Consider the following 22,737-nt stretch of genomic DNA (forward strand, 5'->3'; position numbering starts at 1 on the left):
CCGCCGCGGGCGTCGGCGTCGACGACCTCCACGGCATCGAGGACAAATCGGCGACCACCGTGGCGATGGACTTCGGCCGGATCACCCTCAGCGACGCCGGAGTGGTGCTCTACCTCTTCGGTACCCCGGGCCAGGAACGCTTCTGGTTCATGTGGGACGACCTGCTGGCGGGCGCGCTCGGGGCGATCGTCCTGGTCGACACCCGGCGGCTGGACCGCAGCTTCCCGGCCGTCGACTTCTTCGAGAACCGCGGACTGCCGTTCGTCGTGGGCGCCAACTGCTTCCACGGCGAGCAGCCGTACAGCGCCGAGCAGATCCGGGCGGCCCTGCACCTGAAGGATCCGGCCACGCCGCTCCTCATGCTCGACGCCCGCTCCCACGAGGACGTCCGCGGCGCCCTGCTGTCACTGCTGGACGTGCTCATCGCCGAAGCGGAACCGGCCCGGTCGGTCTGACACCACGGCGCGGGGCGGCCGGCCGTGACCCGGCCGCCCCGGCATCGCCCGGCCACCCCGGCGGCACGTCGCCGATCACCTAGACTCGGCGGATGGCGAAGTACTTCGATGTCCATCCCGAAAACCCCCAGCGACGCACCCTCACCACCATCGCGGACAGCATCCGCTCCGGCGCTCTCGTCGCCTATCCGACGGACTCCTGCTACGCGCTGGGATGCCAGCTGGGCAGTCGGGACGGCATGAGCCGGATCCGGTCGATCCGCAACCTCGACGAGCGCCACCACTTCACCCTGCTGTGCCAGAACTTCGCCCAGCTCGGGCAGTTCGTGCACGTCGACAATGACGTCTTCCGCGCCATCAAGGCCGCGACGCCCGGGAGTTACACCTTCATCCTCCCGGCGACCCGGGAGGTCCCGCGGCAGCTGCAGCACCCGAAGAAGAAGACCGTCGGGGTCCGGATCCCCGACCACGTCGTCGCCCAGTCGCTGCTCGCCGAACTCGGCGAACCCCTGCTCTCCAGCACCCTGCTGCTGCCCGACGAGGAGGAGCCGATGACGCAGGGCTGGGAGATCAAGGAACGCCTCGACCACGTGGTGGACGCCGTGGTCGACTCCGGCGACTGCGGCACCGAACCGACCACGGTCATCGACTTCTCCGGCGGCGAACCCGAGATCGTACGCCGCGGCGCGGGCGACACCACACGGTTCGAGTAACCACCCGGCGGGCGCCGCACTCCGTTCGGCGCGCGGACCTCCCCCCGCGCGCCTAGCGTGAAAGTCGGAAGGAGTGAGGCACACCATGAGTGATTTCCCCGAAGGCGCCCCCTGCTGGGCGGACGCCATGTGCAAGGACGTCGAAGGCGCCAAGAGCTTCTACGGCGAGGTCCTCGGCTGGACCTTCGGCGAGGCGGCCAGCGAGTTCGGCAATTACACCCAGGCGTATTCCGACGGCAAGGCGGTCGCGGCCGTGGTCCCGCCGATGCCCGGTGGCGACGACGTGCCGTCCGCCTGGTGCCTGTATTTCGCGGCCCCTGACGTGGCGCACACCGCAGAGAAGATCAAGGGCGCCGGCGGCACCCTCCTCATGGAGCCGATGCAGGTCGGCTCATTCGGCTCGATGGTGCTCGCCAAGGAGCCCAGCGGTGCCGTCTTCGGCGTCTGGCAGGCCGGCGAACACCACGGATTCGAGAAGGTCGCCGAACCCGGTGCGTACTGCTGGGCCGAGGTGTTCACCCGCGCCCCGGAAAAGGCCGACGCCTTCCTGACGGCGGTGTTCCCGTATTCCGCGAGGAAGATCGAACCCGGTGACGACCCCGAGGCCCAGGGCATGGACTTCAAGGTCTTCAGCCTCGGTGGTTCCGGAAATCCGGTACTCGGCCGGATGAAAATGGGTGACGAATTCCCGGCCGAGATCCCCTCCTACATCCAGGTCTATTTCGCCGTCCCGAACTGCGACGACGCGGTCGCCACGGCGAAGAGGCTCGGCGGCCGGCTGCACTTCGGCCCCATGGACACCCCCTTCGGCCGCTTCGCCGCCCTCACCGACCCCCAGGGCGCGGCCTTCGCCGTCATCGACACCACCACGAAGGCCGGCGAGATGCCGCGGATGAGCGACGCCTAGCGGACACCCCCCGGAGACGGACACCCCCGAAGACGGACACCCCGCCGGATATGGCCGGTTTCCCGGTGTGGAGGACCGGCCGATGCGGCTTGGGTGGGGGCTCCACCACCGCGTTGGGGAGGGGACGGGACGGTGTACGACTACATCATCGTGGGTGCCGGGTCGGCGGGGTGCGTACTGGCAGCCCGGCTCAGCGAGGACGAGGACGTCCGCGTCCTGCTCGTCGAGGCCGGGCCGCCGGACGACGCCCGGGAGATCCACGTACCGGCCGCGCTGGCCAAGCTGTTCCAGACGAAGTACGACTGGCGCTACCTCAGCGACTGCGAACCCGGACTGGACGGCCGCCGCCGGGTCCTCCCCAGGGGCCGCATGCTCGGCGGTTCCTCGTCCATGAACGCCATGGTCTACATCCGGGGCAACCGGCGCGACTACGACGCCTGGGCCGCCGCCGGCGCGGAGCAATGGGGCTGGGACGACGTCCTCCCGTACTTCCTGCGCGCCGAGGACTTCCAGGGGCCGCCCTCGCCCTGGCACGGCACCGGCGGGCCGCTCACGGTCAGCGAGGGCCGCTCCCGCCACCCCCTGATGGCCGCCTACGTGGCCGCCGCCCAGGAGGCCGGCCACCCCCTCAACCCCGACTTCAACGGCCCCGAACAGGACGGCGTCGGCCACTACCACCTCACCCAGCGCGACGGCCTGCGCTGCAGCACCGCCGTCGGCTACCTCCGGCCCGCCCTGACCCGGCCGAACCTCGACGTGCTCACCGGAGCCCAGTGCACCCGCGTGCTGTTCGACGGTGACCGCGCGACCGGCGTCGAGCTGGACCGCGGCGGCGAGCTGCTGCGGCGGCGGGCGGAACGCGAAGTGGTGCTCTGCGCGGGCGCGTACAACTCCCCGCAGCTGCTGATGCTGTCCGGGATCGGGCCGGCCGCCGAACTGGCGGCCCACGGCATCGGCGTCCGGGTCGACCTCCCGGTGGGGGAGAACCTCCAGGACCACCCGCACGTCGGCCTCATCTTCCTGACCGACACCCCGTCCCTGCTGTCCGCCGAAACCCCGGACAACGTAAGGGAGTTGGAGGACAACGGGACCGGTCCGCTCACCTCCAACGTCGGCGAGGCCGGCGGCTTCCACCGCACCCTCGACGGCCTCGAAGCACCCGACATCCAGGTGCACGCCACCCCGGTGATGTTCCACGAGGAGGGCCTCGGCGCGGTCACCGACCATGCCTTCATGGTGGGTGCCGCCCTGCTCACCCCCACCGGCCGGGGCAAGGTCTCGCTGCGTTCCGCGATCCCCAGCGCCCAGCCGCGCATCCTGCACAACTACCTGGTCACCGAGGAGGACCGGGCCACCATGGTCCGGGCGGTCAGGCTGCTGCTGGACCTCACCGACCGGCCCAGCCTGCGCAAGCACCGCAGGGCCGAATTCCGCCACCCGGCATCCCTGACGGACCAGGGCCTGCTGGACTTCGTCCGGCGCGAACTGCACACCCTGTACCACCCGGCGGGCAGCTGCGCCATCGGTACCGTCGTCGACCCGCGCCTGAGGGTGCACGGGGTGTCCGGACTGCGGGTGGTGGACGCGTCCGTGATGCCCACCGTCGTACGGGGCAACACCAACGCCCCCACCATCATGATCGCCGAAAAGGCGGCGGACCTGATCCGGGACCTTCCGGCGCCCGCCTGATCCGGCCCGACAAAGCCCCGTCGCCGGACCGCCCGCCGTCACGTGCCGTGAAGTGACGGCGGGCGAAATCGGCTCCGAGGCGGCCGATGAGGTGAACTCCTGCACTCATTGTGACGCCTTGCGGGCGCGCTCCGAACTGATGTGTTCCTACGGTTGAGTCACCGGTGGGCATTTGTGGCCCCACCCATAGGAAGGCTCTTCCATGGACAATGAGATCGTCCAAATAAAGATTCACCCTGCCATCGGCATAGCCCGGGTGGGCAACAGTGACCAGCAGCCCTTCATCGGCCCGGAATCACCGGATCAGCCGGCCCTGCCCCTCGAATCGTACAAGGACGGCTCGGGCAAGATCATCCGGCAGGCCGCCCGATTCCGGATCTACGGCTACAACGAGAAGGGGGAGGTCGTCAAGGAACTGAAGCAGGGCCAGGACGGCGTGACGGACATCAAATGGTCCGTACACCTCGCCAACAAGAAGGCCGCCTGGTACCAGTTCCACATTCCGCTCGACATCCCCGAAGCCACCGCCCTGCCGGACGCCCAGCGGCAGCGTCGCAATTTCGACGTCAAGGACGCGGACCGGAAGAAACTCGTCATCGACCCCGGCCGCAAGGAAATCCGCGCCGCCGCGCACGAGACCGCCACCTTCGACGGCAAGATCATGGACAAGCCGGTCTCCCTGGGGTCGATCTCCACCCAGCAGGACGGCCGCCTCCTGGTCGTCGGCGGCGTCGGCCGGTCGGCGTCCTGGGCCACCCCGGAGAAACCGATCACCGGCGTCACCAACAACGACACCTGGTACGACGACGTCTCCGACGGCCCCGTGACGGCGGAGGTCACGATCAACGGCGCGACGAAAGCCGCGACCCCCAGCTGGGTCGTGGTCGCGCCGCCGCACTACGCCCCCGGCGTGAAGACCGTCCGCACCCTCTACGACCTGCTCTACGACGTGTTCGTCACCGAGCAGACGATGCCCACCGTGCAGCAGGTGTCCTACCCGGACCACATCGAACCGCTGCTGGGCCGGTTCTGCGATCTGCAGTGGGTCAACCACGGCTTCGCCACCCAGTTCGGCTGGCAGGGACCGCACGACTTCCGCGACCCGGTCCTGCGCAAACGGCTCGCCGACCCGGGCGAGACCAGCCGCGAACTCCGCCGTCAGATCTACGTCCAGATGCGCGACTACGCCCGGGACGGCATCTCCCCCGTCCCCTGGCCGTGGATCTACGGCGACGCCATGGCCAGCAAGCCCAACTCCATCCGACAGCACATCACCCTCTCTCCCACCCAGGACCGGATGCTGGCGCTGTGGGCCGAGGGCCACTTCACCTCCGGCCCGCCCCGCACCGGCTACCCCGACGTCGACCAGGCGCCGGCCGCCGAGCAGCCGCGTCTGCTGGACCAGGGCGCGCTGGAGCACTGCGCCGCCGACGCCTTCCATCCCGGCTGCGAGGTCACCTGGCCGGTGCGGCACAAGACCATGTACTCCGAGCCGTTCCGCATCCTGCACCGCACGCCGGAGAACCCGGAACGCGACTACGGCGATGTGCTCAGCATCGCGGACGCCCTCGGCAAGAACGGCCCGCTGTACGCGCAGGGGCCCGGCGACCTCACCCGCTGGATGGCCGCCCCCTGGCAGTGCGACGCGGCGAGCTGCCGCTCCGGCTATGAAGTACGTGCCGGGCTCGGCCCCCGCTACAGCCCGTACGTGCCGACGTTCTGGCCCGCCCAGGTGCCCAACCACGTGCTCAAACAGGACGACTTCGACACCGTCAACACCAAGCCGGCCGGCAGCGACGACAGCGTCAGGGAGAAGGCCTTCGAGAACCGGGCGGTGTGGCTGCGCGGTCTGACGGGCACCGACTTCAACCTCCAGCGCCGCCAGATGATCGACGATTGGTACCTGTTCGGCGTCGTCCGGACCCAGGAATACAAGGTCGGCGACGGGAAGTTCCCGCGGTTCATGCAGGTGGAGTCCAAGCCCGGATATCAGCACGTCCCCGACCACGCCAACCTCATCAACATCCAGGTGCCCGAGGCGGGAGTGCCCCAACTGGCCGCCGCGGCCGACGCCTGGAGCGGCAGCATCCCGGCCGAGTCCGTCGAGGCGGACCTCGTGCGCCAGGCGGTCCAGGAGGTCAAGGAGGCCACCGGCTACGACGAGACGGCGATCGCCGCCGGATACCTGGAGAAGCTCGACCCCCTGCACGGCTCCCCGTGAGCCCCGCGCCCGCCTACGACGTGGTGGTGGCGGGCGGCGGTCCGGCAGGCTGCGCCGCCGCGCTCGCCCTCGTACGGGCCGGGCGCACGGTCCTGCTGGCCGACGCCGGCACCGGACCCCCCAAGGCCGGTGAGGCGCTGGTCTCCGTGGCGCGACTGCTCCTCGCCGACCTCGGCATCGAGCGGTCCGTCCTGGGCACCGGCCATCTGCCCTGTCACGGCAACCTGTCCGCCTGGGGCTCGGCCGAACTGCACGGCGTGGACTCCCTCCATGACCCGTACGGGCACGGCTGGCACCTCGACCGTGCGCTGTTCGACCGACGGCTGCGCGCCGCCGCCCGCGCGGCCGGCACCGACCTCGCCGAACGCACCACCGTACGGCGCCCCGCACGGCAACCGGACGGCACCTGGCGGCTCGCCCTGCGCGACCGCGCCCGCGGGGACGAGGAACGTACCGTCCGCTGCCGCTGGGTGGTGGACGCCACCGGGCGGGGCGCGGCGATCGCCGTCCGCGCCGGCGCCCGGCGGCGGACCGGAGACCGGCTGACCGCCCTCCACCTGACCCTGGACCCGGCCCCGCAGCACACCGCCGACGGCCGCTCACTGGTCGAGTCCGACCAGGACGGCTGGTGGTACACCGCCCTGCTGCCCTCCCGGCACCGGCTGGTCGCCTACTTCACCGACCCCGACCTGCCGGTCGCCGGCGGGCGCGGCGCGGAACGGTTCCGGGACCGGCTGCTGGCCACCCGGCACGTCTCCGACCGGGCGCGTCCGCACGGGATCGGCCACCTCCCACCACCCCGCCGGGCCGCCGCGCACACCGCCCATCTGGACCGGGTGCACGGCGACGGCTGGACGGCCGCCGGTGACGCGGCGGCCGCCTTCGACCCGCTCAGCTCCCAGGGCATCCTCACCGCCCTCTACACCGGGCTGAGCGCGGGCCGGGCGGTCGACGCCCGGCTCCGCGGCGACCGCACGGCACTGGCCGGTTACGCGGCACAGGTCGCCACGGCCCGCAGGGCCTACCGGCACGACCACCGGGTCGTGCACGCCCAGGAGACCCGCTGGCCCGACCGCCCCTTCTGGGCCCGACGGCAGCAGTCCCTCAAGGCCCCCATCCACCCCAACACCCCCCACACGAAAGGCGAGACCTCACCATGAGCACCACCCCCGAATCCGGCCACGCCGGACACGAGCACATCCACCGCTTCCTGATCCTCGGCAAGAAGAAGCAGTTCTTCTACCACCTGGCGCTGTACAACCCGCAGTCCGGCCACAACTACCAGGCGGTCTTCACCTTCTCCATCAAGGACAACGGTGAACTGCGGAACATGTACCTCAAGGACCTGGCGCAGCACGAGAACGAGCGGGTCTTCTACTCCCTGCGCTGTCCGCACCACTTCGAGCTCCCGGAGCTCCAGCAGGGCAAGGTCTTCAAGGTCCACCTGGAGCGGGTCGTCGTCGACGCTGCGGGCAACCGCGACTTCCAGCAGATGACGACGACCGAGACCGAGGTGGAGTGCAAGAAGGAGGACGTCCGCTACTTCCGCAAGCTCGGGGATCTCCCCTACCCGGAGTACCTCACCTACCTGATGTTCGGTGAGGGCGACGAGATCCACCTCGCGCACCAGCTCGCGGCCCGCCCGAACTGGGACGAGGCGGTCACCGTCAGCCCCGCGTCGGCCATCGACCCGGCGATCCTGAAGAAGGTCCCGACCTTCGTCATCGAGTCGATCAAGGACGCGCACGACAAGCTCATCGAGAGCCCGCTGAAGAAGGGCCAGCAGTACCAGGGCAAGCTCAACGGCAACGGCACGAATGTCGACTTCACCGTGGGCCGCCAGGGCTGGTGGAACCACACCAGCCTCAACAACTGACCGACCCCCCAGGTGCCCGGGCCGCGACCCCTCGCGGCCCGGGCACGAGGCCCCTGCTGCGGGCGCTGCCTCACCCGGGTGGGGACCAGGCAGTCTGGACCAGCCGTGGCTCCCGCTTGCGGTTGACGAACAGCGCCCGTCCCGGCGGGAGCGGGCGCGCGCGGTGGCTGCCGACCAGATGCCCCTCACCCGGGTCGCCGGACAACAGCAGTCCCTGCGCGCCCAGTTCGAGGGTGCGCTGCATCACCGGCTCGAACGACGCCCGGCCGGCGCCCGAGGAACTGCGGGCCAGGATCAGCCGCAGCCCCAGATCGCGGGCGAACGGCAGATACTCCAACAAGGGCTGCAGCGGATTGCCGCTGCTGGTCGCCACCAGGTCGTAGTCGTCGACGAGCACATACGCGTCCGGCAGGTCGTACCAGCTGCGGTTGCGCAACTGCTCGGGGGTGACGTCCGGACCGGGCATCCGGCGGCTCAGCGAACCGGCGAGGCCGGTGATCACCTCCTTCAACTGCGGGGCCACCCCGCAGTAGTGGGAGATATGACTGTCCGGGACGTCCCCCAGGAGGGACCGGCGGTAGTCGGCGACGACGAGCAGTGCCCGCTCCGGTGTGTGGCGCTCGGCGATCTGCCGGGCCAGCAGCCGCAGCAGCGACGACTTGCCCGATTCGCTCTCGCCGTAGACGACCAGCAGCGGATCGGTCTCGAAGTCGAGGTGCACCGGGGCGAGCGTCGCCTCGTCGAGGGCGAACGGGACACCGGTGGACGGGGCGTCGCCCGGCTTCGGCAACGAGTCGACCGCGAGCAGCGCCGGCAGCATGCGGACCTGCGGCGCGGCCGGCCCGTTCCAGTGCGTGCGCACCGCGCTCACCAGCTCCGACAGGGCCGCCCCGAGCGTGTCGGGGTCGGGGTGGCCGTCCAGCCGCGGCAGCGCGGCGAGGAAGTGGTCCCGGTCCGGCGAGAGGCCACGGCCGGGCCGGCCGATCGGCACGTTCTGGGCCTGCCGGCGGTCGGTCTCGGACTCCATCGGATCGCCCAGGCGCAGTTCCACCCGGTTGAGCAGCAGATCGCGCAGCGCGGGCCGGACCTCGGTGTACCGGTTGGCGCCGAGGAGGAGGTGGACGCCCAGGCCGAGACCACGGCCGGCGATGTCGAGGACGGCGGCCTCCAGCGCCTCGTGGTCGGACCGGAACGACGACCAGCCGTCGATCACCAGGAACACATCGCCCCACTCCTCCTCGGGGAAGTGCCCCGCGGCCCGGCGCCTCCGGTAGGTGGCCATGGAGTCGAGGGACCGGGCACGGAAGAACTCCTCACGGCGGTCGAGGATGCCCGCGACCTCGGAGATCGTCCGGCGCACCTTGTCGGCGTCCAGCCGGGAGGCGACCGTACCGACATGGGGCAGGCCGTCGACGTCGAGCATGCCGCCGCCACCGAAGTCGACGCAGTAGAACTGCACTTCCCTCGGAGTGTGGGTGAGGGCGAACGCGGCGATCACCGAGCGCAGCGCGGTCGACTTGCCCGACTGGGGGCCGCCGACGAACAGCCCGTGGCCGGCCGCACCGGAGAAGTCCAGATGGCGCACCTCACGCCGCTGCTCGTACGGCTTGTCCACCAACCCCGCGGGCACCACGAGCGCACCCGGGGCGAACGTCTCCGCGTGCAGGCCCCGTTCGGGCGTCACGACGAGCGGCGGCAGCAGCTGGTCGACCGTCGGCGACTCGTCCAGCGGCGGCAGCCACACCTGGTGCGCCGCCGGGCCCTGGCCGTCCATCCGCCGCACCAGCACGTCCAGAACGGTGTCGGCGAGCGCGTCCGGAGCCTCGGACGTCCCGCCGGGAGCCCGGTAGACGCCGGAGACGTACGCGGCCTTGAAGCGGTCCATGGCGTCGCCGTCGTGGCGGAGGATGCCGGACCCCGGGGAGCTCGGCAGGTGGTAGGCGTCCGGTACGCCGATCGCCGCCCGTGACTCCGCGGCGGAGAACGTCCGCAGCCCGATCCGGTACGACAGATGGGTGTCCAGCCCGCGCAGCCGGCCCTCCTCCAGCCGCTGCGAGGCGAGCAGCATATGGACGCCCAGGGAGCGGCCGATCCGGCCGATCTGGATGAACATCTCGATGAAGTCCGGCTTCGCCGTGAGCAGTTCGCTGAACTCGTCGACCACCAGGACGAGGGAGGGCAGCGGCATCAGATTCGCGCCGGCGGCCCGGGCGTTCTCGTAGTCGGTGATGTTGGCGTAGTTGCCCGCGTCCCGCAACAGCTCCTGGCGGCGCTGGAGTTCGCCGGTGATCGCGTCCCGCATCCGGTCGATCAGCGCGGTGTCGTCCCCGAGATTGGTGATCACCGCCGCCACGTGCGGCAGCATCGACATACCGGCGAAGGTGGCGCCGCCCTTGAAGTCCGCCAGGATGAAGTTGAGGTGCTCCGAGGAGTGGGTGACCGCGAGGGCCAGCACCAGGGTGCGCAGCAGCTCGGACTTGCCGGAGCCGGTCGAGCCCACGCACAGTCCGTGCGGGCCCATCCCGCCCTGCGCGGCCTCCTTGAGGTCCAGCACGGCCGGCTGCCCGTCCGGCCCGATGCCGATCGGCACCCGCAGCCGCTCCCGCGGGGTGCGCGGCCGCCACGCCCGCGCGGCGTCGAACGCCCCGGGGTCCCCGATCCCCATCAGCTGCGTGAAATCGAGCTGGTCCTGGGTGCGGGAAACGGGCGGTGCGATGTCGTCGGCCGCCGACCGCGACCAGCCGCCGCGGGCCCGTCGGCCCAGCGCGGCCGCCGCCGTCGCCAGATCGTCCACCGCGGTGACGCCGTCCGTCCGGGGCAGGGCGATATGCACGTACCGCTTCTCGGTACGGTCCGTGCACAGGGCCACCCCGGGGGTCGCCGGGGTCAGCCGCGCGGCCGGCTCCGGGTGGACGAGGGACTCGTCGGGGGAGCTGAGCGCCAGCTCGAAGCGGGTCAGCATCACGTCGAGCAGCGGCTTGGGCAGCGCCGACCAGTGCGGCGTGGTCACCGCGAGGTGCACACCGTGCCGTAGGCTCGTCGCCCCGATGCCGCGCAGCGCCACCGCGAGGTCCTGGAAGTTCTCCGCGAACTCCGACCAGCCGTCGATCACCAGGAACAGATCCCCCACCGGGTGGTCGGTGAGTTCGCCGCGGGCCCGCGCACCGCGGTACGCCTCGATGGAGTCGATCGACGGCAGGCGCTCGAAGGTGTTCTCCCGCAGGGAGTTGAGCCACACGGCGTGCGCCACCATGCGGTGCACCTCGTCGGGGTTCTGCCGGTGGGCGATGCCGCGGACGTGCGGCAGATGCGTCAGCCGGCGCAAGCCCCCGCCACCGAAGTCGATGCAGTGGAACTCGACCTCGTGCGGGGTGTGCGTCAGGGCCAGCGACGTCACCAGGGTCTGCAGCAGCAGCGTCTTGCCGCTGCGCGGACCGCCGGCGACCGCGACGTGCCCGGCGCCTCCGGACAGGTCCACACAGTGCGTGCGGACCCGGCGGCCCTCGGTGCGGTGCGACCGGCCGACCGGGGTGATCAGACGGCCGCTGTCCCGCCAGTCCACCGCCGACAGCCCGCGCTCCTCGGTCACCACCAGCGGCGGCAGCAACTGGTCCAGCGTCGTCAGGGGCGACGGGCCCGCGGTCTCCGTGAGGCCCGGGAACGGCCGGTGCGCGTGCGCGGCCGCCTTCGACAGCCGCAGCCGGCTGCCGCCCTGGATGTCGCTGCCGAAGAACGTGGGCTTCTGCTCGTGGGTACGGGCGACCACCTCGGCCACGTACTGGTACAGCTCCTGCGCCGTGACCCAGCCGTCCTCGTCGAGATCGGCCCGGCCCGTGGTGAGACCGTCGATCACCGCGCGGGTGAAGACCGAACTCCACTCGGCCGCACCGCCGCCCGGGGTCTCGTCCTCCAGGGCCTCCTGGACGGAGTTGGCGGCGGTGATCACATAGCTGCCGCGGTCGACGAACTGCCGGGGGATGTCCTCGGCGTCCGCCACGCCCTTGGACGCACCGAACGCACCGGAGAAACAGCAGTCCAGCAGGGCGATCTTCTGCTTGGCCCGGCTGTACTCCATCGACTCCTTGATGAACTCCGCCGAGACCGAGCTGGCCCGGACCATCTCTCGGCTGGACTTGACGGTCGCGAAGTGCAGCCGCCCCCGGCCGTCCTTCAGCCCGTGGCAGGACAGATAGACCAGGGCGAGATCGACCCCGCGGGACTGGAAGAGCCGCTCGACGGCCTCCTCGATGACCGCCTTCGACTCGTCGACCAGCACCTGCACCGCGTCGAACTGCCCGACGTCCGGGTCCTCCAGGAGCGCGGCCAGCTTCCGGGCGTCATGCACCGGCGAACGCAACTGGGGGAGCGAGTCGTCGAGATAGCGCTCGGTGGCGATGAGCAGCGCACGCCGTTCACCCACCCGAACCTCCCCCGCTCACCGCCGCCGGGCCGACGCCATGCCGACGAGCCATCAGGCCGCTCCCGCCGACCCCTCCAGAGCCGCCGGTGTCGACGGTTCCAACGGTGCGGACGGTTCCAACGGTGCCGACGGTGTCGCCGGGGGCGCGATAGCCGCGCCGGACGCATCATCGGCGGCCAGCGCCTGGATCCACGCCTCCACCACCGCCTCCTGCGTCTTCTTCGACACCCCTTCGATCTCCAGCCGCCGCTCCCCGCTGACCAGCACGGCCTTACGGGCCCCGCTGCGCTTGATCCAGTCCCGCACCACGAGCGTCACGGACCGCAGCACGGCGACCGAGAACCCGCCACTCACCACCAGCGTCGTGAGCGACGACAACACCCCGCTCTTGCCACCCACCGCCCCGGGCTCCTGCCCGCGTACGACGTCGGGCAGATCCAGCGCCAGCAACTCCTCCAGGAGTCCCTGCGTCAGTTCGTCCAGTTCCTGCGCATCGGCGTCCGCGTCGTGCACGACGACGGTGACGTCCCCCGTGATCGTCATGAGCCACCCTTCCCGTTGCTGCGGATTCTAGAGGCAGCGGCAGCGTCGTGTGAGACGCCTGAGCGACCCAACGCGGTTGCAGGTCAGGGCGGTTGAGGGATACGGGGCGGCGGATCGGCGACCGTCGGTGTGGTCCGTCCAGTGGCGCAGCCAGTCGGTGGTCTCCTGGGCGGACGGGAACGCGGCGTACGGCTCGAAGTCGACGCCCGTGTCGTCGTCGCCGAAGTCGAACTCGACCTCGGCCACTTCGGCGAGCGCGGGCGGGAAGTGACGGTCGTCGCCGGGCATTTCGTTCATGGTCACAAGCTAACCGCTGCCACTGACAACGCCGGCCGGGCTCCGCCGGCCGTTCCCCCTGACCACGCCGGCCAGGGGCCCGGGGAGGCACCGACGGAGATCAGATCAGTGCTCCATCAGTGCTGCATCATGCAGTGCCGCACGATGCAGTGCTGCATCATGCTGCCTCAGTGCTGCTGTGCCTTGCGGCGGCGGAACACCAGGTAGCCGCCGCCCGCGACCAGCAGGGCCGCGGCGGTCGACAGCAGGCCGACGGGCGCGCCGTTACCGGTCTCGGCCAGGTCGCCGGCCTGCGCGGAACGCGCCGGCGACGGCGCGGCGGACGCGGCCGCCGAGGACGTCGCGGCGGTGCCCGCGGGGGCCGACGAGGTCGGCGAGGCGCCCGGCTTGGCAGCCGGACCGCCCGCGGTGGCGGACGCCGACGGCTTGCCGCCGCCCGGTCCGCCGGCGTCCTTGCAGTCGGTCCAGAAGACCTTCTGCTTGGCCCGGCCGTGCTCGCCGGCGAAGTTCCAGAACAGCTTGTAGTGACCGTCGGGCAGGGACAGGTCCTGCGTCCGGCCGTGGCCCTCGGCGTCCAGGGTCAGGGAACCGGACGACACCGTCTCCCCCTTGGCGTGGGCGGTCGGGGCCCAGGCCTCGATGTGCCACTCGACCTTCTGGGTGCCGTCGAAGCCGAAGGAGTCGAGGTAGAAGGTGCAGACGTGGGGCTCGTTCTTGCGGAGGTCCACACCGGTCGTGGCGTCGTGGATCTTCACGGTGCCGTTGTCGCCGGGGGCAGCGGCGTAAGCGGAAGGGGCAATCAGCAGGGCCGCGGCCACGGCGGCCGTGAGCGAGCCTGCGGAAACAAGCGGGCGCATGGGCATTCCAACGGTGGAAGGGGAACGTTTCCGTGGGGGGCTGCCGTGGGGGGCGGCTCAGCTTCCTGGGGACCTCAGGAACCCGTCAAGGAGCCTCCGGCCGCATATGCCACCCGGTGTCTCACTCATCCCATTGGTCCTGCATAACGATTGGGTATGGGCGGGCGGGGCGAGCCGGGGAAGCGAGGGGGAATGGTCGGGGGGAGGCGGCCTGTTGGGGGTTCGGCCCCGCCCCGGTGCCTGGCGCCCGGACCCCGGGCCCGGAGCCCGGTGCTGGTGCCCGCTGGCCCGGAGCCCGGTGCTGGTGCCCGCTGGGTGGCGCCTGGGGCCCGGGGCCCGGGGCCCGCTGGTTGGCGTCTGGTGCCTGGTGTCTTGGTGCCTGGTGCCCGGTGTCTGCTGGTCGGTGCCTGGGCTCAGGACGCTGTGGAGTAGCGCTCCGCCAGTACGGCCACCGCCCGGGCCATCGCCTGCCGCAGCGCGGGCGGGCCCAACACCTCCGCCTCCGCGCCCAACCGGAGCAGATCGCCCACCGCGACGGCCTCCCCCTCGACCGCCATCTCCACCTCGACCCAGCCGTCCCCGTCGGGCGGCCCGGCGCTCTCCAGGGCCCGGGTGCCGAGCGCACCGAACTGCATGGGCAGCAGCCGCTGCGCCCGAGGGGAGATCCGCAGCCGGGCCGTGCCCTGGTGGAGCGCGGCCGCCAGTCGCCGGGAGGACTCCTCCCAATAGGCGGCCAGTTCGAACCCGTCCGGCCGCTCGAAGACCTCGTCGGTGAGTTCCGCCGCCAGGATCCGCGACACCCGGTACGTCCGTACCGTCCCTTCCGCCCGCGCCACCAGGTACCAGAGCCCGCCCTTGAGGACGATGCCGAGCGGGTGCAGCTCCCGGTGCACCTCACCGCCCCAACGCCGGTAGTGCGTACGGAGCGTGCGCTGTTCCCACACCGCCTGGGCGACCGGCGCCAGATGCGGCACCGGATCGGCGTCCCGGAACCAGGCCGGTGCGTCCAGGTGGAACCGGTCCTGGATGCGCCGGGTGCTGTCCGCCGCCTCGGCCGGGAGCGCGGCCTGCAGCTTCAGCTGAGCGGTCGCCAGCACCGCGCCGAGGCCCAGATCGCGCGCCGGACCCGGGACTCCGGCGAGGAACAGCGCGCCCGCCTCGGCATCGGTGAGCCCGGTCAGCCGGGTGCGGTACCCGTCCATCAGGCGGTACCCGCCGGCCGGCCCGCGGTCGACGCACACCGGAACCCCCGAGGCGATCAGCGCCTCGACGTCCCGGTAGACCGTACGGACCGACACCTCCAGCTCCGCGGCGAGCGCGGGAGCGGTCATCCGCCCGCGGTTCTGGAGCAGCAACAGCAGGGAGAGAAGCCGGTCGGCGCGCATGGGGGCATTCTTCCGTGGTGCTCCGCCGTACCTGACAGAAGGTGTCAGGTACGGGTCCGATGCTGGTCACCCACCGCGCGAACGAACCGTCGCGCGGCGGACCGAGCAGACCGAGAGGACCACCATGCCCACGCAGACCACCGGCCACTTCACCTTCGCCAACTGGGAGGAGCGCACGGTCGGCCGGAGCGAGACGACCCCGAAGCTCGCGCACGCCTCCGTCATCAACGCCTTCTCCGGCGGCATCGAGGCCGCCGACACCGCCTGTGAGTACACCATCGTCTACCTCACGGAGAAGACCGGCACCTTCACCGGCATGCAGGTCCTGGCCGGCCGGCTCGACGGGCGTGAGGGCACCTTCGTGGTCGAGGAGCGCGGTTCGTTCGAGCCCGACGGGACCGTGCACTGCACCTTCGAGGTCGTACCGGGCGCGGCCACCGGCGAGTTGACCGGACTGAGCGGAACCGGCACCTACACCGCCAAGCCGGGCGCGCCCTCCGTCGCGTACACCTTCCGCTACGACCTGAGCTGACCGAGGGCCGCCGGGGCCGGTCCGGGCCAGGCCGGGCCACCGCACCGCTGGTTACCGGACATCACGATGAGCCGGAAACCTCCTCCCCAACTCCCCACGCACCCAACAGACTTGCACCAAGCACCAAGCACCAAGCACAAAGCACAAAGCGCGACAAGCGACACGAACAACAAGCGACACGAGCAACAAGCGACACGAGCAACAAGCGACAAGGGACGAGTGGCGAGCGGGAGGCAGTGCGGATGGTGCGTCGGGGGAGTGCGGCGGCTGCGGTGACGGTGCTGTTGTCCGCGCTGCTGCTCGGCGGTGCGCAACCGCCGGTGGCGGCGGCATCCGGGCGGCCCGCGGCCGGAGCCACGACCGTGCGGCCGTGCGGCGCGCGGACGCATGTCGAGGTGTTCCGGCCGGGCGGCATCCCGCTTGTGGACTGGCGGGAGAACCTGGCCTTCGACGGGCACGGCACCCTCTGGGTCTCCCACGTCACCGGACACCGGGTCGAGGGCTATGCCCCCGACGGCACGCTCAAGATCACCCTCCCGGTCAACGGCCCCGGCGGCATCCGGCGCGGACCGGACGGCCTCATGTACGTCAACTACGGCGTGAACCCCCTGACCACGGGCCTGGGCAGCGGCATCCTGCGCTTCGACCCGGCCGCCGCCCACCCGAGGCCCGAGAAGGTCGTGGACGGGCTGTCCGGCATCAACGGCCTGGCCATCGATGCCGCCGGCAACCTCTACGTCAGCCGTGAGCTGACCACCGGTGTCCTGAAGTTCCGCCCGGACGGCACCGAGGACGTGCGGTGGACGCGGGCCGCCTCCGTCTTCGGCACCAACGGCCTGGAGATCGTCGGCGACCAGCTGTACGCGTCCGTCCTGACCAGTTCCGCGTCGCCGATCGTCCGCATCCCCCTGAAGGACCCGGCCCGCCACACCACGGTCACCGAGCTCAGCCCCCACCCCTTTGACGCCAAGCTCCTCGACGACCTCACGGCGTTCCGGGGCGACCTGGTCGTCGCGTCGTTCCGCGCCGGGGAACTCCTCCGTGTGGACCCGGCCACCGGCCGGTCCTGCGTCCTGGTGACCGGGCTGCGGATGCCCACCAGCGTCCGGGTGCCCGTGGGCTTCGGTGCGCACGATCCACACCGCGAACTGTTCGTCGTCGAGGCCTCCGGCCGCATCGTCACGGTGCGGGTCGGCTGACCGGACCCGGTCGCCGAGGCGGCCATCGGCCGGCCCACCGCCGTCGCGAACGACGCCGAAGGAACGCAGGAGCGCAGGGAGGCAGGAACGCAGGAAGACAGGAACGCGGGAAGGCAGGAACGCAGAACCGCACCCGCTCCGTCACGGACGCCGTGCGGGGCATCCTGCGGACCGGGTGCGGACAGATAGCTCGGGCGACCCCGCGAAAGCGCAGGTCAGAAGCTACGGGCAGGCCTCAGGCCGACTTCTCCTCCTTGAGGCGCTTCTCCTTGAGGCGCTGCGCTTCCTTGCGGACCTCGGCCTGGGTGGCGCGCTCCCGCTCCAGCCACTCGGGGCCCTCCTGCTTCAGCGCCTCGATCTGCTCCGTGGTGAGCGCCTCGGTGATGCCGCCACGGGCGAGACCCGAGATCGAGATGCCCAGCTTCGCGGCGACCACCGGCCGGGGGTGCGGGCCGTTGCGCCGCAGCTCCCGCAGCCACTCGGGCGGATCGGCCTGCAGGGCGTTCAGCTCGGCGCGCGAGACGACGCCCTCCTGGAACTCGGCGGGGGTGGCCTCGAGGTACACACCCAGCTTCTTCGCCGCGGTGGCGGGCTTCATGGTCTGGGTGGTTTGGTGCGACGTCATGCCGCCAAGGATATCGAGCGTATGCGCTACCGCCGACCACGACCGGTTACCCTGGCGGCGTGACAGGCTCGGAAGCATCCCCTTCGTTCCGGCTCGCCTACGTCCCGGGAGTGACCCCCACGAAGTGGGTGCGGATCTGGAACGAGCGGCTGCCCGACATTCCCCTCACCCTCGTCCAGGTGCCCGCCACCGACGCCTTCGACGTGCTGCGCAGCGGCGAGGCCGACGCGGGTTTCGTGCGTCTGCCGGTCGACCGGACGGACCTGGCCGCGATCCCCCTCTACACCGAGACGACGGTGGTCGTGGTCCCCAAGGACCACCTCGTGGCGGCGGTCGACGAGGTCGGCCCGGAGGACCTCGCCGACGAGATCCTGTTGCACCCCCTCGACGACACCCTTGACTGGGAGCGTCCGCCAGGCCTGCCCGCGTACGAGCGGCCCGCCACTACGGCGGACGCCATCGAGCTGGTGGCGGCAGGGGTGGGGCTCCTCGTCGTCCCGCAGTCCCTCGCCCGCCTGCACCACCGCAAGGACCTCACCTACCGGCCGGTGTCGGACACCCCCACGTCGCAGATCGCCCTGTCATGGCCGCAGGACGCCACCACCGACATGGTGGAGGACTTCATCGGGATCGTGCGCGGGCGCACGGTCAACAGCACCCGCGGCCGGCGCCCGGCGGCCGCCCCCGAACAGTCGCCGAAGGACAGGCGCGCCGAATCGGGCGGCACCCGGCGCAAGCCCGCGGCCGGTGCGTCGGCCGGGAAGACGGGCGGCAAGTCGGCCGGCACCGGTCGGCGCCGTGGCACCGGCGGCCCCCAAGGCGGCAAGAGCGGCAGAAGCGCCAGGAGCGGCAAACCGCGCCGTCGCTCCTAGGGAGCCCCGCACCTCCCCGCACCTCCCCGTACGCGGCCGCTGGGGCCCGTACGACCCGGCTGGCCCCGCCGGGCTGGCGCGTGCCGCGCTCGGCCCGGAAGCTGGCCTGGTCAGCGGTTCACCGCGGGCCGGCCGGAGCAGGAGGCCAGGTGCCTCCCCAGGACGTGCGCCTCGGTAGGAATGTGCCCGGGAAGGTGTTCTCCCATGGCGGAGCGATCGCCCCTCATCTATCTGCGTGGGTACGCCGGTCCGCCCAGTGGGGTGGACAAGCAGGTCGACGACCCGTTCTACGGCCTCAACAGCGGTGCCACCCACATCCGCGTGGACGGGGACGGTGCACCGTGCTTCTACCAGTTCGAGGGGCCGCTGCTGCGGCTGATGATCGACGAGGACTACGAGCTCCTGGTGCGCGGCGATCAGCATGCGTATCTCGAAGCGCAGGACGACGGCACCGTCCCGGCCGAGTCCGTCTGGGTGTTCCGTTTCTACGATTACGCCGCTTCCACCTTCGGCACCTCCGTGACGGCGACTCCGGAGGAATTCGATCTGGAAAGGGCGGCGGAGCGGCTGTACGACTTCGTGCTACTCGTCCGCCGGAAGACCGGCGCCGCCAAGGTGCACCTGATCGCCCATTCCATGGGGGGCCTGGTGGCCCGCTGCATGATCCAGAAGGTGTCCCACACCGCCGATCCGAGCTCGGGCACGCCGCGCGTTCCCGGCGCCGATCTGGTGGACAAATTCTTCACCTACGGCACTCCGCACGGCGGTATTTCCTTCGACGTCGGCGGGGGACTGGTCGACTGGGCGATGGAGACGTTCGGGCCGGCCGGGTCGGAAATCTTCGCCCCGGACCGGATGTACCGCTATCTCACGCCCGGGGCGTCCGACGGCGATGAACCCCCGGCAGGCTGGAGCCCGCAGGACGTCCCGGAATCCGCTTTCGACGTGCGGCGGGTGTTCTGTCTCGTCGGCACCAACGCCGCCGATTACGGGCTGGTCGAGAAGGCGGTCGGCCCGCGGAGCGACGGCCTGGTGCACATCGACAATGCGTATGTGCACCAGGCACATCGGGCGTACGTCCACCGCTCCCACTCGGGGCGCTACGGACTGGTCAACTCCGAAGAGGGGTACCAGAATCTGCGCCGATTCCTCTTCGGGAAGTACCAGGTACGGGTCGACCTGTGCGGCCTCGCCCTGCGCCGGCACCCCGGCGAATCGGAGACGGTCCGGCAGGCGGAGGTACGGCTGTCGATCCGCGGCCTGCCGGTGGTGCTGCACGAACAGAGCGCGGCGCACTACTGCCCGGTTCAACTGAATCAGGAAGCCGCCCAGCACCGGGATGCGGACGGACAGGCCGCCCCGGTCCCGCTGGCCACCGCGTTCCTCCTCGACCCGGAGCGCGCCCGCGCACGCAGCGACAACCGATCGCCGAACCGCTCGCGCTACACCTTGGTGCTGCGGGTGTTCCACCTCGTCGAAAGGAACGGCCGGTTCTTCTGGGAGGACCACCTGGAGCAGGTCGCCGACTGGGAGGACACGCTGATCATGGACGTCGGCCACCCCGATCAGGCGCCGGATGCGGGACTGCAGGCCTGGGCCGCGTGGAATTCGGAGGTCGCGGGCGAGGTCGACCGCGTCGATCCGATCAAGCCGGACCCGTGCCCCCTGACCGCCGAGGACGGACAACTGCACACCGACATCCCGTTGCCCGAGCTGGCCCGTCCTCTTCTGGGCGCCGAGTCCCGTCTCCGGCTCACCGTCAGCCGCGTCAGCTGAGCTCGACGAGGGACGAGGACCACTGCTTCAGCGCTGCCTTGTCGTGGAAGTTCCCCAGGTTCGTGTCGATGGGGTGATCGGTGAATTGGTGGAAGACCCACGGGTGCTGGATATCGGGTTTACCGGGCTTTCCGTTGTACTGCGCGATCCACAGCCCGTCACCGGCGAACGCGGACTTGTCGCGGTGCAGCCAGAAATCCAGGTTGCAGTAAAGGATCACCTTGTGGCCGGCGGCGCGCTGTCGGGCCTCCTTGAGCCAGCTGTCCTTCCAGGCGCTCGACGTGCGCGGATCCTCCCAGTCGAGGACCAGGATGTCTCCCGGCGCGAGGTTGATTTTGGAGAGGAAGAAATCGACCTGGGCCGAGACGGAGCCGGGGCGTCCGAAATGGTAGAACCCGGTCACCAGCCCCGCATCACGGGCGGTCTTGCGCTGCGCGACCCATTTCTTGTTGGTGAAGCTGGTCCCTTCGGTGATCTTGATGAACACGAAGTCGGAGCCGGCGGTCCGGTAGTTCTCCGGCTGGAATGCCGAGACATCGATTCCTTTGATGGTCATGATCGGTTCCCTGTGAGGGCCCATGGCGAGGGCGCATGGTGAGGGTCATGGTGGGGGCGGGGGTGGGGCGCCGGTCGCGGGACCGTCAGCCCTTCTGCCGGCGGAACGCCTGCCGGGACAGGGCGTCGTCGGCGGGAAGTACGGCGCCCTTCCACTCCTCGTCCCGCGCTTCCGGCTCCGCGTCCGCGGCGGCGGAACGGGGCGCGGCGGCCGGGGCCGGAGTGACCAGGGACTCCGCGTAGGCCGAGCGGGGATGGGCGGCGAGGACGCGCACCCGGCCGTCGCCGGAGCCCCGCGGCGAGACCGGTACGACCGCCACCGAGAAGCCCTTCTCGTCGGTGACGAACAGCTCGAAGTCGTCATGGCGGAAATGGTCGATGTCCACGATCGGCTTCGGGTAATGGTGGTATCCGGCCGCTTTCGGGAGCACCCCGGAGTGCGCACCGGCGGGCAGCGGTACCGAGGCGTTGAATATCGAGTCCGTCCACTCGGCCACCTGCTCGGCATTCTCTATGGGCGTGTTCAACAGCCGTTCGCCGTCGTCGTAGCCGAAGCCCGTATAGCCGGGCAGGGTGTCCGGGAACGCGCCGACCACCCGTGCCGCGCACTGGCGAATGCGGTCCACCTTCGCGGGGTCCGCGCAGAATTGCGCCGACCACTCGATGCCGAGCGGGAGGAACAGGCAGATCCAGCCTTCGCCGTCCTTGACCCAGACCCCGCCGCCGTGGTGGTCCTGGTACGGCCCGGGCGCGAACGTCCAGTCATCCGTGGTGCCGACGAGCTCCCGCATCAATTTTCGGCTCGCCTGGTACTGCGAACTCTCGGTGCGGGGCGGATGGTCCGCGACGGATATGGTCCACGGAAAGTCCTCGTGCTCCGGGTGTGACCGCGCCGGGCTGTTCATGACGATCTTTCTCCTGCGTCGAAGGTCCCATTTGTTTGGGGCTTCAACAACACCCGTAATACCCGCAGTCCCGCTACGAGGGCTGACTCAGCTCACTTCGACGAGGCTGAAGTTGAAGCCGCTGGCGCCTCGAACTCCTCGATCTGACGGTGCCTCCGCATTCCCGTCCCTACGGGCGATGCTACCCCCGGCCTCGTGCCTCCGCGCGGGGAAGGGGCGTGTGTACTGTCAGTGCTGGTACTGCCGGTATGCCGCGAGGTACTTTTCTCCGGCCGGCCGGATGCGGGCGTAATCCTTGAGATCGAAAAACGTGTCCTGCTTACCGTGCCGCAGCCATTCCTGCCCGGGCCCGGCCCAGAGGGAATCCCTTATCCTGCGGCGAGGATCGCTCTGGTCGGTCGACTCGATATTTTCCATGTTCTCCAGTCGGTCAAGTTCATCGACGAGCGTCTCTCGGAACTCCACGATCGCCTCTCCCGGCCCGGCCAGCGCCTCCAGGTGCAGACGCTCCGGCACGGTCCGCAAGCCGGTGACGGCCACGCCCAGCATGTCGAGGTCCCGTTTCAACTCCGCCATTTCGACGGTCAGTCCATGATTGCTGAGTCCCACGTTCTTGAACCGGTATCCACGTGCGGTGAGGAGGGAAATGACGCTCACCGCGACGAGGAGTGCGACCGTGGCCGTGATGGCGGCTTCGGAAGGGTGCACGGCCACCAAGGCGACGGCGGCCGCGAGCAGCGCGACGGCGAGGATGCCGGACAGTGTTTCCGGTGAGATGCGCCTGAGTGGGAAGAGATGGTGAGCCATTCCGTCTCGCCCGGTTTCTTATACGCTTCCTTCATCCATTACCATCTGCCACTTTTCCATTTTTGTCGGGCATGTCAACTGACCGTTCAACCACCCGTTCAAC

The 22,737-nt window shown here is 70.5% G+C and carries 20 protein-coding genes; 11 read left to right on the forward strand and 9 right to left on the reverse strand.

Features of this window, described 5'->3' with window-relative positions:
• The 7 genes from ACFV1J_RS25580 to ACFV1J_RS25610 all read left to right on the forward strand — a co-directional run.
• The coding region (locus tag ACFV1J_RS25580) for an ATP/GTP-binding protein (protein ID WP_385861675.1) at positions 1-455 on the forward strand (455 nt) is incomplete at its 5' end.
• 92 nt (positions 456-547) lie between these two features.
• Complete coding sequence (locus ACFV1J_RS25585) at positions 548-1,168, forward strand: L-threonylcarbamoyladenylate synthase (RefSeq protein WP_385861676.1); 621 nt, start codon at positions 548-550, stop codon at positions 1,166-1,168.
• Positions 1,169-1,253: 85 nt separating this feature from the next.
• On the forward strand, positions 1,254-2,075 hold the full coding sequence (locus ACFV1J_RS25590) for a VOC family protein (protein WP_385861678.1): 822 nt from the start codon (positions 1,254-1,256) through the stop codon (positions 2,073-2,075).
• Between the two features lie 132 nt (positions 2,076-2,207).
• A complete protein-coding gene (locus ACFV1J_RS25595; protein WP_385861679.1) occupies positions 2,208-3,764 on the forward strand; it encodes a GMC family oxidoreductase in 1,557 nt (518 codons plus the stop codon).
• A gap of 202 nt (positions 3,765-3,966) precedes the next feature.
• A complete protein-coding gene (locus ACFV1J_RS25600) occupies positions 3,967-5,985 on the forward strand; it encodes a LodA/GoxA family CTQ-dependent oxidase (RefSeq protein ID WP_385861681.1) in 2,019 nt (672 codons plus the stop codon).
• On the forward strand, positions 5,982-7,145 hold the full coding sequence (locus tag ACFV1J_RS25605; protein ID WP_385861683.1) for an FAD-dependent monooxygenase: 1,164 nt from the start codon (positions 5,982-5,984) through the stop codon (positions 7,143-7,145). Before ACFV1J_RS25600 ends, ACFV1J_RS25605 begins: the two co-directional genes overlap by 4 nt.
• Entirely contained in the window at positions 7,142-7,861 is a 720-nt protein-coding gene (locus tag ACFV1J_RS25610; RefSeq protein WP_385861685.1) for a hypothetical protein, read from the forward strand. The genes ACFV1J_RS25605 and ACFV1J_RS25610 overlap by 4 nt, the downstream gene beginning before the upstream one ends.
• Positions 7,862-7,931: 70 nt before the next feature.
• Here ACFV1J_RS25610 and eccCb read toward each other — a convergent pair whose 3' ends face one another.
• From eccCb to ACFV1J_RS25635, 5 genes are all read right to left on the reverse strand, one after another.
• Entirely contained in the window at positions 7,932-12,281 is a 4,350-nt protein-coding gene (gene eccCb, locus ACFV1J_RS25615; protein ID WP_385861687.1) for a type VII secretion protein EccCb, read from the reverse strand.
• A gap of 51 nt (positions 12,282-12,332) precedes the next feature.
• Positions 12,333-12,824, reverse strand: a complete 492-nt coding sequence (locus tag ACFV1J_RS25620) for a hypothetical protein (protein ID WP_385861689.1) — start codon at positions 12,822-12,824, stop codon at positions 12,333-12,335.
• A 27-nt stretch (positions 12,825-12,851) separates the two neighbouring features.
• Positions 12,852-13,121: a hypothetical protein gene (locus ACFV1J_RS25625; protein WP_385861690.1), complete on the reverse strand. Its 270-nt coding sequence runs from the start codon at positions 13,119-13,121 to the stop codon at positions 12,852-12,854.
• Between the two features lie 167 nt (positions 13,122-13,288).
• On the reverse strand, positions 13,289-13,978 hold the full coding sequence (locus tag ACFV1J_RS25630) for an LPXTG cell wall anchor domain-containing protein (RefSeq protein WP_385861692.1): 690 nt from the start codon (positions 13,976-13,978) through the stop codon (positions 13,289-13,291).
• Positions 13,979-14,391: 413 nt separating this feature from the next.
• Positions 14,392-15,363 (reverse strand): helix-turn-helix transcriptional regulator, encoded by a 972-nt coding sequence (locus ACFV1J_RS25635; RefSeq protein WP_385861694.1) that lies wholly within the window; start codon positions 15,361-15,363, stop codon positions 14,392-14,394.
• 124 nt (positions 15,364-15,487) lie between these two features.
• Here ACFV1J_RS25635 and ACFV1J_RS25640 point away from each other — a divergent pair, with 124 nt between their 5' ends.
• Both ACFV1J_RS25640 and ACFV1J_RS25645 read left to right on the forward strand, forming a co-directional pair.
• Entirely contained in the window at positions 15,488-15,895 is a 408-nt protein-coding gene (locus tag ACFV1J_RS25640; protein ID WP_385861696.1) for a DUF3224 domain-containing protein, read from the forward strand.
• 272 nt (positions 15,896-16,167) lie between these two features.
• Positions 16,168-17,094, forward strand: coding sequence for an SMP-30/gluconolactonase/LRE family protein (locus ACFV1J_RS25645; RefSeq protein ID WP_385861697.1), 927 nt, complete (start codon positions 16,168-16,170; stop codon positions 17,092-17,094).
• Between the two features lie 235 nt (positions 17,095-17,329).
• Here ACFV1J_RS25645 and ACFV1J_RS25650 read toward each other — a convergent pair whose 3' ends face one another.
• Complete coding sequence (locus ACFV1J_RS25650) at positions 17,330-17,719, reverse strand: DUF5997 family protein (RefSeq protein WP_385861699.1); 390 nt, start codon at positions 17,717-17,719, stop codon at positions 17,330-17,332.
• Between the two features lie 59 nt (positions 17,720-17,778).
• On the opposite strand from ACFV1J_RS25650, the gene ACFV1J_RS25655 reads away from it, so the two are divergent.
• Positions 17,779-18,591 (forward strand): LysR family transcriptional regulator substrate-binding protein, encoded by an 813-nt coding sequence (locus ACFV1J_RS25655; protein ID WP_385861701.1) that lies wholly within the window; start codon positions 17,779-17,781, stop codon positions 18,589-18,591.
• A 204-nt stretch (positions 18,592-18,795) separates the two neighbouring features.
• Entirely contained in the window at positions 18,796-20,367 is a 1,572-nt protein-coding gene (locus tag ACFV1J_RS25660) for an esterase/lipase family protein (RefSeq protein WP_385861703.1), read from the forward strand.
• On the opposite strand, the gene ACFV1J_RS25665 is transcribed toward ACFV1J_RS25660, so the two are convergent.
• The 3 genes from ACFV1J_RS25665 to ACFV1J_RS25675 form a co-directional block, all read right to left on the reverse strand.
• The gene (locus ACFV1J_RS25665) at positions 20,360-20,923 is read right to left on the reverse strand and encodes a glycoside hydrolase family 25 protein (protein ID WP_385861704.1); all 564 of its coding nucleotides are present in this window, start codon (positions 20,921-20,923) and stop codon (positions 20,360-20,362) included. The two genes, ACFV1J_RS25660 and ACFV1J_RS25665, sit on opposite strands and share 8 nt — an antisense overlap.
• Before the next feature lie 85 nt (positions 20,924-21,008).
• On the reverse strand, positions 21,009-21,827 hold the full coding sequence (locus tag ACFV1J_RS25670) for a DUF6424 family protein (protein WP_385861706.1): 819 nt from the start codon (positions 21,825-21,827) through the stop codon (positions 21,009-21,011).
• 228 nt (positions 21,828-22,055) lie between these two features.
• Complete coding sequence (locus ACFV1J_RS25675; protein WP_385861708.1) at positions 22,056-22,634, reverse strand: hypothetical protein; 579 nt, start codon at positions 22,632-22,634, stop codon at positions 22,056-22,058.
• Positions 22,635-22,737 lie beyond the last annotated feature (103 nt).

It is taken from the genome of Streptomyces sp. NPDC059649 (genome assembly GCF_042734445.1).
Lineage (GTDB): Bacteria > Actinomycetota > Actinomycetes > Streptomycetales > Streptomycetaceae > Streptomyces.

Coding starts and splice junctions, on each gene's coding strand:
- ACFV1J_RS25585 (WP_385861676.1), top strand. CDS start 548: ATGGCGAAGTACTTCGATGTCCATCCCGAAAACCCCCAGCGACGCACC.
- ACFV1J_RS25590 (WP_385861678.1), top strand. CDS start 1,254: ATGAGTGATTTCCCCGAAGGCGCCCCCTGCTGGGCGGACGCCATGTGC.
- ACFV1J_RS25600 (WP_385861681.1), top strand. CDS start 3,967: ATGGACAATGAGATCGTCCAAATAAAGATTCACCCTGCCATCGGCATA.
- ACFV1J_RS25610 (WP_385861685.1), top strand. CDS start 7,142: ATGAGCACCACCCCCGAATCCGGCCACGCCGGACACGAGCACATCCAC.
- ACFV1J_RS25620 (WP_385861689.1), bottom strand. CDS start 12,824: ATGACGATCACGGGGGACGTCACCGTCGTCGTGCACGACGCGGACGCC.
- ACFV1J_RS25625 (WP_385861690.1), bottom strand. CDS start 13,121: ATGAACGAAATGCCCGGCGACGACCGTCACTTCCCGCCCGCGCTCGCC.
- ACFV1J_RS25630 (WP_385861692.1), bottom strand. CDS start 13,978: ATGCGCCCGCTTGTTTCCGCAGGCTCGCTCACGGCCGCCGTGGCCGCG.
- ACFV1J_RS25635 (WP_385861694.1), bottom strand. CDS start 15,363: ATGCGCGCCGACCGGCTTCTCTCCCTGCTGTTGCTGCTCCAGAACCGC.
- ACFV1J_RS25640 (WP_385861696.1), top strand. CDS start 15,488: ATGCCCACGCAGACCACCGGCCACTTCACCTTCGCCAACTGGGAGGAG.
- ACFV1J_RS25650 (WP_385861699.1), bottom strand. CDS start 17,719: ATGACGTCGCACCAAACCACCCAGACCATGAAGCCCGCCACCGCGGCG.
- ACFV1J_RS25660 (WP_385861703.1), top strand. CDS start 18,796: ATGGCGGAGCGATCGCCCCTCATCTATCTGCGTGGGTACGCCGGTCCG.
- ACFV1J_RS25665 (WP_385861704.1), bottom strand. CDS start 20,923: ATGACCATCAAAGGAATCGATGTCTCGGCATTCCAGCCGGAGAACTAC.
- ACFV1J_RS25670 (WP_385861706.1), bottom strand. CDS start 21,827: ATGAACAGCCCGGCGCGGTCACACCCGGAGCACGAGGACTTTCCGTGG.
- ACFV1J_RS25675 (WP_385861708.1), bottom strand. CDS start 22,634: ATGGCTCACCATCTCTTCCCACTCAGGCGCATCTCACCGGAAACACTG.